An 11,952-nucleotide genomic window follows, 5' to 3' on the forward strand; every position below is an offset into this window, starting at 1 on the left:
TATTGATTATCTGAAAGAAACCGGGTTTTGCCTGCCCGAAATGGTTGGTCGCCGTTGCCCTGAATTGGCTTGATTTCGGCATTTTGCTTTCGGCTCATGGCCGAGTATGTTGGCCTTTTATGCATTAAGGAATCCCCCCAGGTGGAGGCTGCACCTCATCCACTCCAACAGGCACGGCTTGCGGCGCTGCATTCATTCGAAGTTCTCGACACTGACCCGGAACGCGACTTCGATGAAATCGTGAAGCTGGCAGCGGCCACCTGCGGCACCGCGATCTCGGTGATCAACTTCATCGACGCCGAGCGCCAATGGTTCAAAGCGGAAACTGGCCTCGGCGTTCGGGAGACCCCGCTGGCCACGTCGCTCTGCGCGCATGTCATCCTCGAAGAAGACTTCGTCGAAATCCGGGACACGCTCAATGATCCTCGGATGCAGGATAACCCGCTCTGCTGCGGCGAGCCCGGCCTGCGGTTCTATGCGGGCGCGCTTCTGAGAACGGATGAAGGATTGCCCCTCGGCACGCTTTGCATCCTGGACTACGAACCCCGGCAACTCACGGCCCTGCAGCGGGATACATTGCGGGTTCTGTCCCGCCAGGTCATGGCGCTACTCGAGTCCCGAAAAGCCTTGCGCACGGCTGATGTGCTCCGTCGGGAAGTGGATCACAGGGTCAAGAACTCGCTTCAATCGCTTTCGTCCTTCACCCGCTTTCAACGGAGGGCGTTTGCGTCGGAGGACGCCAAGCTGGCTTTGACGATGGTGGGCACGCGTATCGACGCGCTCAGCCATCTGCATGAGCAACTCTATCGCACAGACGAGCACAGTTCGGTCGACCTTGGGGCGTTCATTCAAAGGGTCTGCGCCCATCTTGCCAGCTTTGCGCCCCACGGAGTTGAGCTCATGGTCGAAACCGTACCGATCACCGTGTCGCCCCAGCAGGCTGCGGCTGTCGGCACCTACCTAAACGAGTTCATCGCGAATTCCTACAAGCACGGCTTTCCCAATGGCGAGAAAGGTGTCGTCCGCGTTCAATTGACCAGGACCGAGGATCACCTCGTCGAACTCGTCTGTTCGGACACCGGCATTGGCCTCCAGGACGTCTCTACGACCTCTCATGTCGGTTTGGGTATGAAGATTGCCGAGGTCGTCTGCATGGAGCTCGAAACCGAGCTCGACCTCCGCAATGGCGAGGATGGTGTCGTCGCGATCCTGCGGTTCGAACCACAATCTCTTTAGGGTCGCGTCTACAAGACGACACGACAGCATTCGGCCAGCACTGGGCAATCTTAACGGATTGGCCTGCTGCCGAGCTCGTGCGGTTCAATGTGCATCTGCACCGGCTGGCCCGTAACGGGCGCGTAGTCCTAGGCTTTTGGCCCGCGCCAAGTCCCCCTTTCGATGTCACCATAGATTTCACGATGCAGCTTTCCCGCAGTTATCGTGTGGGTCGATCTGACGAGGCCACGGACCTCGTGCGTATCGCAGATTGAACGCTTTCGGCGACAGAGACGATTTCGTGCCCGGGTGCCGCACGCCTCAGTCGCGACTGAGATCCAACCTACAACGTCGCGATCACGACACCCGCAAAGACCATGTCACCCCTTCACGGCGCCGGCGGTCAGGCCATCGACCAACTGGCGCTGGAACGCGAGCGTGAGCGCGATCAGCGGCAGCGTTATGGAGACCGCGGCGGCGATGGCGCGCATCTGGTCCGTGGCCGTGGTCTCACGATTGAAGTACTGCGTGATGGCAGGCACCATCGTCTGGCTTTGTGCGTCCAGCAACAGGGCGCAGACCAGATAATCGTTATACGCCAACAGAAAACTGAAGACACCTGCCGTCAACACGCCGGGCCACATGACAGGCACCATGATATGGCGGAAGACCTGCAGCGGTGAGCAGCCGTCGATCACGGCCGCCTCGTCCAACTCCACCGGCACGTTGCGAAAGAAGCTCTGCATCATCCAGATCGTGAACGGCTGGTTGATCGCGACGAGGACGACGATGACGGCCCAGGGCTGGCCGTAAAGGGTCGGGGCCGCATCTCCGAATATCGGGGCAAGCAATGCCCGGCTCTCCACGAAAAGGGGCAGATAACCGGCCACGATGACCGAATGCGGCAGCGCCCGAAGCGCAAGCGCCGCGATCAGCACCATCAGTGCCAGGCGGCCGCTCATGCGCGAGAGCGCGTATCCGGCAAGGCTCCCGACCGTCAGGGAAATCGCCACGACACCTGCGGTCACCAGCGCCGAGTTCATCAGGTTCTCGTAGAACCGGTCGCCGATCCATACGGCCCGGTAATGTTCGAACGTGACGCCCCAAATCGGCGCACCGCCGAAGCCCGCGACAAGCGCTCCGGCGGCCAGAATGACGAAAACGACCGCGACCGCGCGCGAGCGTGGCGCAAACCACAGCCCCGCCAAGGCCGCCGTCAGCGCCGCGATCAACGCCAAGCCCGAAGGACCTCCGCGTGCTGCTGCAGTCTGCGGTCCGAGAAGCACATCCCAAGGATTGGACGAAAGGGCGTCCACGGGCAGACGCAGGCTCATCAACGCAACCCACAGGATCGGAAAGAGCGCAAAGCACAGCCAGCCGAGCATGAAAACCACCACCACGGCCCGCAGCACAAAGCCACGGCGAGAGCCGGGCGGCGCATCGATCACGTCCGTCATGCGCGTCTCCTTTCCCGCCAGAAGCGTACGAGGGCCGGCGTGAGAAGGACCATGACGCCAGCAACGGTCAGGGCCGCGCTTGCAGACGCCCGGCCGACCGCGCGGTTCCCGGTTTCGTCCGGGGTCAGATATTCCACGGTGATCCATTGCAGCGACACGACCCTTGGCGCCGCGGAAAACCCGACGATTTCCTCATAGACGCGGTAGCCGTCCATCAGGCCGATCAACGTCACGAACAGGATCAGCGGCGCCAGGTGGGGGATCGTGACATATCTGAGCCGCTGCCAGCGGTTCGCGCCATCGATCGTCGCAGCCTCGAGAAGCGATTGGTCCACGGTCCGCAGGCCTGCATAGAACACGATGAAGGCGAACGGCGTCGTGCTCCAGACCCGGTAGAGCATCATGAGCGCTTCGAGCGTCCAGCCTTGCGCAAACAAGGCGAGTTCGGTCCCTGTGAGCCGTTCCAGGGCGGCGGTCAGAACGCCGTCCCCGATGAACAGCCAGCGCACGGACAAGGCACCGATAATGGGGGTGATGACGAAGGGAAGCAGCGCGGCGAAGGTGACCATACCCCGCAGCCTTGGTACCGTCGCCTCTGTCGCCAGTGCCACGGCGAGGCCGAGTGCCACGACGAAGGGTTGCGTGAGAAGCGTGAAGGTCAAGGTGAAGCGCAAGGCCGACCAGAACTCCACACCGCTCAGTTGCGTCGGGTCAGCCGTCTCGATTGCTTCGGCGATCCGGTCCGGCCGCACGATGCTCGCGTAGTTCTCGCCGCCGACGAAAACCCTCTCGCGCAACGGCGCGCCATCCGGTCCCGCAACCGCACGCTGCTCCGTCGCGGTCTCGCAGCGCGGCTGCGGAAAGCCGGGCGTGCAGCGCTCGATCTCGACCGTCTCGAACACGGTCCTTGTCTGATGCATGCTCTGGCCGAACACCAGAACGAGCGGCACGCCGATACACAGCACCATCATCAGGATCGAGGGCGCGACGAAGGCCCAGAGAGCACGTGTGGACATGGCGCTTCAGCCAGCCAACGGCTCAGCCGTCCAGCAGCCCGGCCTCCACGGCACGCTCGCGATAATCGCTTTCGATCTGGCTCAATGCGGCATCGAGTTCGAGATCACCGGCCAGGAACGCGCCGACCGCGCGAGAGATGGCACCATGCATCAGCCCCATACGAGGCGTCGATGGATAGGGCGCCGCCCCATTGGAGACGGTCGCCACGACACCCTCGGCGAGCGGTCCATATTCGTGCCCTTTCGCGAGCCACACGGCATCATCGCGATTGGCATCGGCAGTCTCCCGGTCGATGCCCTCCAGGGCGACCCGAAAGGCGGCTTCAGCCTCTTCGTCGGTGATATTGGTCGGGATGACGATGCCATCCCAGAACAAGGTTGCCGAGGCTGGCCCATCGGGCATGGCACGCGGCGCGGCAGCGAGCGCCACGTTGCCGACGACAGTGCTTTCCGCCGGATCGTCCATCGCACTTGCCCGGCTGGCCCAAAGCTGCGCGATTGCGATCTCGCCCTGCTGCATCTTGCGTTGAACGGCCGTGGCATCGGCGGAGAAGAATTCCGGATCCATGTATTCGGTCAGATCGCGCATGAGCGACAGGGTCTGACGCCCGGCCTCCCCATCGACCGCCGGTCCGCCATCTGCGTCGAAGTGCTCGCCACCGAAGCCCGCAAAGATGTTGTTGAATTCCTGGCCCAGTGACCAGCCGGCATTGAACGTCATACCGAGCGGGTATTCCATCTCCCCGCTCTCTTGGATCTCCGCCGACGCGGCGAGGACCTCTTCCCAGGTTTCAGGCGCGGACAGGCCAAGCTCTTCGAAGATATCGCTGCGGTACATGATGTGCTGCGCATTCACCATCATGGCAATCGCCATGATCTGACCGTCCACGCGGATCAACTGGTTCTCGGTCAGATCCTGCCCGTATTGCGCGACCAGATCGTCCAGAGGGCGGATCGTGCCTGCTTGCACCAAGGGGGTCAGCGTGCCGTTTGCAACACCGCCGAGCTGATACAGGGCGGGATCAGCCGCGAACGCCGCCGGTTGCTTCACACGGAATTCCTGATCAAGCTCAGCCTCGAAATTCCCGCAGGCCGCCATTGCCGCTGTTGCAGATTTCCATGCCTGAAAGCCCGCGGTCAGGGCCCGTATCTCGACATCGTTTTCGAAATCACAAGCGGCATGCGCCGAGGAAGCGACAGTAAACGTCAAGGCGGCGAGAGAAAGTGTACGCAAATCCATTCATCCTTCTTCAGGCGATCGCAGCCCGGGGGGCTGCAAAATATCAATCTGGAAATCTGCCATATACGGTGCCGATAGACGCCGTTTCAGCTGCATGTCCCGGTGAGATAGACGCGGTGAGGAACCTGTCCAGACGCAAAGCCTCTCGGGCCTTCCGGAACGGGCTGAGCCAGCCCTGCCCCTCCATCGATATCCGCACGCCAGACCGACGCTGCCGATCCGTTCAAGCGCGGGGCGACAGCATTCCGTTCCGGGCCTGCTTGAGCTTCGGGGTGTAGATATATCGATGTCGTCGAAGACATCCCGTCGCGCGTTTTGGGGCGGACAGGGCTCCGATGATTTTATGTGACGAAAGCCGAGCGTTCGCTATCTGCAGCAGCAAATCAATGCGCTATTCGGGCAATCAGGGACCGGAATAGGCGCGGAAAACCGCAATCGCTGACCGCAAGAGGCTTAGATGAAAATTGCTGAAAACATGAGGGTCCGTCCGCTCTTGTTCGAAGCGGCAGTGGTTGGTCTGCCCCATTCTTTCCGACATCTGCACGGACCTGTATCCCGGAATTCGATCAATGCCGGGAAAGACGTGAAGACCTGATGAAACTTCTGTGCACAGCAGTGTCTTGGAATATTCACCGAGGCCGGGGAGCCGACGGGCAAGTCGATCCTGTGCGAACCCTCCGGGCGCTCGAGCAGGAAGTCTGCCCGCGGAAAGACCTCGATATTCTTGCCCTGCAGGAGGCGGACGAGGAAACGCCGCCTCACGCGGGAATTCTCGATCCGGAGGCGGTTCAGCATGTGACGGGCCTCGTTCATGCTCAGACAAATCCGAGGCATCGATGGAGCGAACACAGCCACGGCTTTCTTGGCACTGTCCTTTTCTTGCGAGCCGACTGGTCGGTCCACCACGTGGACATGATCGATCTACCGGGCCATTGCCATCGTGGTGCCGTCGCTCTCGAGGTGGACCGGGGAGGTAGCGCCCTGCGCATCATATCTACCCATCTATCCCTGTGGCAGCCGCTGAGGCTCGTCCAGATGCGCACGCTCGGTCAGTATATCTTTCGTCGGCCGAAGATGCAGACGATCCTGCTGGGCGATCTCAACGAATGGCGGCCCTGGGGCGGATTGGCTTTCTCGCCCCGTCTGATCGGGACACCTCTCACCGGGCCCGCAAGAGCGACGTTCCCGGTGGGACGCCCGGTTTTGCCCCTCGACCGAATATTGACGGACGTTCCTGACAGCGTTCACGAGGCGCAAGTACTCGACGGGCCGGGCATTCGGTCATGTTCGGACCACAGACCCTTGCGCGCCAGAATTGCGTTGGCCGGATAAGGAAACCCGCGCCTGCGAGCAAAGCTTGATACCGCCGCAAGGTGACCCCCGCCCCATCTCGGTTGGACGTTCAGAACGGCGCCCGATGGAAGATCACGAGGTTTCAGCAATTGCATGCTATCGTGATGCAGAAGAGAGGAGCCGGTTTGAAACGCCCCGCACACGCGATGCCCGAATTCGTTCGACGAGCCCTGGAATTGGAGGGCTTGAAAGACCGCTACGACCAACGCCCGTGGTATCAGCGCAATGACTATATCGGTTGGATAAATTCTGCGAAACGTGAAGAGACGAAGCAGAAGCGCCTCGATCAAATGCTTCGAGAGCTCAAAGCGGGCGATGTCTACATGAAGATGGATTGGCGGGCCGGGCGACGCTCCGACAACTGATGAATGCGTCAATGGCGGCAATTCGCGACGTCAAAGGCAAGTCCGCCGAGATTGGTATGAGGGCCCGCTCAGGCCCGGCTTGATGCCTTCTGATACGCAATCGAGCATCATTCTGCGCGGCCATCATATCTTGGCAGTCCATCATGCACAGTTAACCACGGCACACGCTCTGCCCAATGCACATGGGCAGTTGGCTTGTAGAGTGTCGGATCATCCAAGGTTGCAGCGAAGAGATGAATTTCTCCGGGCCAGCGGGTGCACATGTAAAGCATCGGCGTGCCACAATGACCGCAAAACCCGCGAGTGACACCTGACGAGGAGTTGTAGAAACTGCGCGAACCGTCCCATGAGACTTGCGCCCGACCCACGCCAAAATAACTCGTCATTGGCGATCCGGTCGCCTTTCGGCAACTTTCACAATGGCAATGCACCGACGAAAACGGGGAGTTCTGGACGTGATATCGAAGAGCTCCGCAAGCGCAGCCACCACTGTATTGCATGCGTAATCGCCCCCGAGATCTCTATTTTTCGTGTCGGCTTCCTGCCTCATGTCACACGCGCGGCTTGCAAATTCCCCGTTCTCCGGACTGTTTCATGACGATGTCCCCAGGGCAGCTTGCAAGCGCAGCACTTGTGTCCGGTTCAAAATAGAATGCTCGAAGACGGTAGCCACAGTGAGCAAAACGCGGCCGTCATGACCAGGCCGAAATGGACATGGATGCTGCACCCGCGGGATGACCGGCCACGCTCCTCAGAAACCAGCGCAGAACAACACAACCGATTTCGGGCTCTGAATGCCAGTCGCAAGTTGGAGGACCTGCGCTGCGACCGGCCCTGCCCGCATGGCCCCTTTCGTCAGGCCGTCGAATTGTCGGGCAGCACAGGTGAGCTCTGCGCGCCCAGACCAGCGATCCCCAGCGTCACGACCTCGCCTCCTTTCAGATAGCGCGGTGGTTTGAACCCCATGCCGACCCCCGGAGGCGTTCCGGTGGAAATGACGTCACCCGGCTGCAGGCTCATGAACCGGCTGCAATAGGCGATCAACTCGGGCACCTTGAAGATGAGCGTCGCAGTATTGCCGCTCTGCATCCGCTCACCGTCCACGTCGAGCCACATCTCCAGATCGTCGACATTGCCGATCTCGTCGGGCGTCACGAGCCATGGGCCCGTCGGGCCGAAGGTATCGCAGCCCTTGCCCTTGTCCCAGGTTCCGGCCCGCTCGAGCTGATACTCGCGTTCGGAGACGTCGTTGATGACGCAGTAGCCTGCCACGTGGTCCATCGCTTGGGCCTCGTCGATATAGGCGCCCGGCTCGCCGATCACGATGCCCAGCTCCACCTCCCAGTCGGTCTTGACCGAGCCGCGGGGGATCTGGATCGCGTCGTTCGGCCCGCAGACCGCGGAGGTCCACTTGTTGAAGATGATCGGCTCGGGCGGGATCGGCATCCCGGCCTCTTCGGCATGATCGGCGTAGTTCAGACCGATGCAGATGAACTTGCCGATTTTGCCCACGCAGGCGCCGAGACGCAGGTCCTCCTGCGGGGTGCCGTCGACCAGGGGGAGGCTTTCGATATCGAGGTCATGAAGCGCGCGGAGGCCCGCGCGGCGAAGCGTGTCGCCCGCGATATCTGGCACCACGCCCGACAGATCGCGGACGCGGCCTGTTGCGTCGATCAGGCCCGGCTTCTCGGCGCCCTGCGCGCCGTAACGTACAAGTTTCATAGTGCTTTCTTTCCTTTGTTTGTCTTCCGCTCCGACCGATCCGCCATCTGCGTTCCGGTCAGGGGCTGGCAATCAGCTCAGGCAGCCCGATCACCGCCAAGCCCGGAGATCGCCTGGATCAGGCTGTCCTCTGTCACTTCTTCGGAGGTGAAGGTCCGCATCACGCGTCCGGAATACATCGCCACGATGCGATCGGACACGTGCAGCACCTCGGGCATCTCCGAGCTGATGACGATCACGGCATAGCCCTGCGCCGCGAGCGCGCGCAGAAGCTTGTGGATCTCGGATTTGGAGCCCACGTCGATGCCACGGGTCGGTTCGTCCACGATCAGCACATTGGGGTGCATGGAGAGCCATTTGCCGATGACGATCTTCTGTTGATTGCCCCCGGAAAGGTTCCCGACCTTCTGCTTCCAACCCGGCGTGCGAATGTCGAGCCGGTCGCGGTACTGATCGAAGATCGCGATTTCCGCCCCTTCCGCGACGAAGGGGCCCGCTTTCAGATCGTCAACCTGCGGCAGAGTCATGTTGTCCCGGCAGTTCATGCCAAGCACGAGCCCCTGCCCCTTGCGGTCTTCCGGCACTAGACTGATCCCCTTCGAGATCGCATCGGCAGGCGAGCTGATGCGGACCTCCTGCCCGTCGAGAAGGATGGTCCCCTCGGAGGGCGTGCGCAGGCCGAACAGGGTCTCGGCGATTTCCGTGCGGCCGGCCCCGACAAGGCCGTAAAAGCCCAGGACTTCCCCGCGGCGCACATGGAAACCGACATCCTGGTAGAGCTTGCCGCAGCTCAGCCCCGTCACCTCGAGCGCGATGCCGCCCAACTCGTGATGCGTCTCGTTTCGGGTCAGATCGAGCTTGCGACCGATCATGAGTTGGGTGACCGCTTCCTCGTTGGTGTCGGCGGTGTTGACCGTGCCCTGGTATTGCCCGTCGCGCAGCACCGTGATGCGGTCGGTGATCTTGAAGATCTCCTCCATCCGGTGAGAGATGTAGATGATCCCGACGCCCTCTTTCTGAAGATCCGCGATCACGTCGAAGAGCACGACTTTTTCCGCATCCGTCAGAGATGCGGTCGGCTCGTCGAAGATCACGGCCTTCGCGTCGACGGTCAGCGCGCGGGCGATTTCGACCATCTGCTGGTTCGCGATCGAGAGATCTCCGACACGGGTGCGGGCATCGAAGCCGACATTGAGCTTCTTCAAGATGGCATTGGTCTGATCGGACAGCTTCGCCCAGTCGACCCGACCGAAAGACTTTCGCGGCAATTCGCCGAGATAGATGTTCTCGGCGACGGTCAGTTCCTCGGCGAGGCTCAGTTCCTGGTGGATGAAGACGATACCCTTGGCCTTCGCCTCGAGCGGACCGGACATCACCACGGCCTCCTCGCCCATGTAGATAGTGCCGCCATCGGGCTGATGAATGCCGCCCAGCACTTTCATGAGGGTGGATTTGCCCGCGCCGTTCTCGCCCATCAGGGCGTGGACCTCGCCCGGCATGACCGAGAAGGACACACCATCGAGCGCCCGCACACCGGGAAAGGTTTTGACGATTCCGTCGAGTTGAAGGACCGGTTTCATCTCGCTCATACCCGCAGGGCCTCCTTGCCCTTGATGTTGAGTTGACGGTCGAGGAACAGAACCGCGATCAGGATGAGGCCGATCACGAGGTTCACCGTCGAGGTATCCGCGCCAATATGGCCCAGACCCTTGCGCAGAAGCTGAATTGCGATGACGCCGCCGAAGGTGCCGATGACCGATCCCGCGCCCCCGGTGATCTTGGTGCCGCCCAGGACGACCGCCGTGATGACCCACAGCTCGTAGAGTTGCCCGTCATTGGGGTTCACCGACCCGCTTTCCGAATAGAAGACCACCGCAGACAGGGCCGCCAGGAAGCCGATGATCGCGAAGTTGATCATCATGTGCGGGCCGACGCGGATGCCCGCATTGACCGCCGCTTCGCGGTTGTCGCCAATCGCATAGGCGTTACGGCCATGCACGGTGCGCGTCATCAGAAGCCACATCAGCACCGTAACCGCCAGCAGGAACCACGACGCGGTGGCGAGCCCGAGGAACTCCGCCTCGGCGAAGTCCACCAACGTCCAGTTCAGGTGGCTCGTCGGGTTCTCGCCGTTGAACATGAAGACGATGCCGCGATAGCCCAGCATCGCGCCCAGCGTGACGATGAAGGCATCGACTCCCGTCTTCCAGACGATCAGACCGTTGAGCGCGCCAAGGGCCGTGCCGACCAGAAGCGCCAGCAGCCAGGAGACGGGGATCACCCAATCGCCCAGGCCTGCGAAGATCGGCCACGTCATGGAATCGAGAAGGACAATCGCGGCGATGGCGAAGGTCGCACCGACCGAGAGGTCGATATTCCCGTTCACCATCACGATCGTCATGCCCATCGCGATGATGCCGATCGGGGCCGACTGCTTCAGCAGAAGCAGCATGTTGTCGAGATCCATGAAGGCCTGGTCGGTGATGGCCATGAACTCGCCCGCCACCGAGAAGAAAATCAGCTCGAGGACGATGAAGCCCCAGATCGCGCCGCTTTTCAGGGCTTTGGACACTGCGCCGGGTTGCATGATGTTTCCTCCCTCAGGCGATGGGCGACCAGAGCTTGCCGCGCTTGGCCGCGATATCGAGCCAGACCGCAAGGATGATGATGATCCAGGTGACGACGAACTGGACGTAGAAGGGCAGCCCCAGAAGCAGCAGACCGTTCTGGATGAAGCCCAGGATCAGCACGCCGATCAGCGTCTTGAAGACCGTGCCGGACCCGCCGAGAAGTGATGCGCCGCCAAGTATGACGGCCGCGAGGACCTCAAGCTCAAGCCCCTGGCCCACGGTGTTTTGCGAGCCGAGCGACCGGCTGGCCTGGATAAGACCCGCCACAGCCACACAGCCTGCGGAGATGAGGTAGCAGGTGAAGACAGTACGCGCGCGCCGGATGCCCGAGAAGGTGGCCGCGGTGCCATTGCCGCCCACCGCATAGACCTTGCGCCCGAAGGCCGTCTTCGAAAGCGTCAAACCAAGGCCCGCGGCAAGCAGGAGAAAGATCGCGATCGGTACGGGTATTCCCAGAACCGCGCCCTGCCCGAAGAAACTGAACCAGGTGCCCTCCTTGTCGGCGATATCCATGTTCTGGCCGCCGGAATAGGTCAGCGTCAGGCCGTGAATGGCGGACAACATGCCAAGCGTCACGATCAACGAATTAAGCCTGAGATAGCCTACGAGAAACCCGATGAAGGCCCCGATGCAGAGCGTCATGGCGAACATTGCGGGAATGGCGAGGGCCGGACCGATCTTGTCGTGCAGGTCGAGAACCACGATGGTCGAGAACGACATCATCGACCCCACCGAGAGATCGAGGTTGCCGCTGATCACCACGAAGGTCACGCCAAGCGCCATGACCCCGAGGATGGCCGAGGACCGCACGACGCTGAAGATGTTGTCGACACTCAGGAATTTCGGGCTGGCCAGAGCGAAGGCGATCATGAAGATCGCGAAGGCAATGAGGATGCCCTCCTTGGCCAGCATGCTGCCGACCTGTTGCTTGGTCAGTGTTTTCATCTTGTCCTC

11 protein-coding genes are annotated in these 11,952 nt (G+C 61.4%); 3 read left to right on the forward strand and 8 right to left on the reverse strand.

From position 1 onward, the window contains the following. The first annotated feature begins 141 nt into the window (after nt 1-141). On the forward strand, nt 142-1,236 hold the full coding sequence (locus FIV09_RS10280; protein ID WP_216646953.1) for a histidine kinase dimerization/phosphoacceptor domain -containing protein: 1,095 nt from the start codon (nt 142-144) through the stop codon (nt 1,234-1,236). A gap of 359 nt (nt 1,237-1,595) precedes the next feature. On the opposite strand, the gene FIV09_RS10285 is transcribed toward FIV09_RS10280, so the two are convergent. Genes FIV09_RS10285 through FIV09_RS10295 form a run of 3 tightly spaced genes read right to left on the reverse strand, consistent with a single transcriptional unit; the run spans nt 1,596 to nt 4,928 of the window. Then, complete coding sequence (locus FIV09_RS10285; protein ID WP_254702202.1) at nt 1,596-2,672, reverse strand: carbohydrate ABC transporter permease; 1,077 nt, start codon at nt 2,670-2,672, stop codon at nt 1,596-1,598. Continuing rightward, nucleotides 2,669-3,688, reverse strand: a complete 1,020-nt coding sequence (locus FIV09_RS10290; RefSeq protein ID WP_152449855.1) for a carbohydrate ABC transporter permease — start codon at nt 3,686-3,688, stop codon at nt 2,669-2,671. Before FIV09_RS10290 ends, FIV09_RS10285 begins: the two co-directional genes overlap by 4 nt. Nucleotides 3,689-3,710: 22 nt before the next feature. Then, nucleotides 3,711-4,928: an ABC transporter substrate-binding protein gene (locus FIV09_RS10295; RefSeq protein ID WP_152449856.1), complete on the reverse strand. Its 1,218-nt coding sequence runs from the start codon at nt 4,926-4,928 to the stop codon at nt 3,711-3,713. A gap of 594 nt (nt 4,929-5,522) precedes the next feature. On the opposite strand from FIV09_RS10295, the gene FIV09_RS10300 reads away from it, so the two are divergent. Beyond that, nucleotides 5,523-6,260, forward strand: a complete 738-nt coding sequence (locus tag FIV09_RS10300; RefSeq protein ID WP_152449857.1) for an endonuclease/exonuclease/phosphatase family protein — start codon at nt 5,523-5,525, stop codon at nt 6,258-6,260. A 146-nt stretch (nt 6,261-6,406) separates the two neighbouring features. After that, entirely contained in the window at nt 6,407-6,646 is a 240-nt protein-coding gene (locus FIV09_RS10305) for a YdeI/OmpD-associated family protein (RefSeq protein ID WP_216646422.1), read from the forward strand. Between the two features lie 107 nt (nt 6,647-6,753). On the opposite strand, the gene FIV09_RS20745 is transcribed toward FIV09_RS10305, so the two are convergent. The 5 genes from FIV09_RS20745 to FIV09_RS10330 form a co-directional block, all read right to left on the reverse strand. Continuing rightward, nucleotides 6,754-7,146 carry a GFA family protein gene (locus FIV09_RS20745; protein ID WP_152449858.1) on the reverse strand — a complete coding sequence of 131 codons (393 nt, stop codon included), beginning with the start codon at nt 7,144-7,146 and terminating at the stop codon, nt 6,754-6,756. 355 nt (nt 7,147-7,501) lie between these two features. Beyond that, entirely contained in the window at nt 7,502-8,368 is an 867-nt protein-coding gene (locus FIV09_RS10315; protein WP_152449859.1) for a fumarylacetoacetate hydrolase family protein, read from the reverse strand. A gap of 77 nt (nt 8,369-8,445) precedes the next feature. Then, nucleotides 8,446-9,957, reverse strand: coding sequence for a sugar ABC transporter ATP-binding protein (locus tag FIV09_RS10320; RefSeq protein ID WP_152449860.1), 1,512 nt, complete (start codon nt 9,955-9,957; stop codon nt 8,446-8,448). Next, nucleotides 9,954-10,955, reverse strand: coding sequence for an ABC transporter permease (locus tag FIV09_RS10325; RefSeq protein ID WP_152449861.1), 1,002 nt, complete (start codon nt 10,953-10,955; stop codon nt 9,954-9,956). Before FIV09_RS10325 ends, FIV09_RS10320 begins: the two co-directional genes overlap by 4 nt. Before the next feature lie 13 nt (nt 10,956-10,968). Continuing rightward, the gene (locus tag FIV09_RS10330; RefSeq protein WP_152449862.1) at nt 10,969-11,943 is read right to left on the reverse strand and encodes an ABC transporter permease; all 975 of its coding nucleotides are present in this window, start codon (nt 11,941-11,943) and stop codon (nt 10,969-10,971) included. Nucleotides 11,944-11,952: the final 9 nt, after the last annotated feature.

Origin of the sequence: Roseivivax sp. THAF197b, from assembly GCF_009363255.1 — a bacterium.
In the GTDB taxonomy this organism is placed as follows: domain Bacteria; phylum Pseudomonadota; class Alphaproteobacteria; order Rhodobacterales; family Rhodobacteraceae; genus Roseivivax.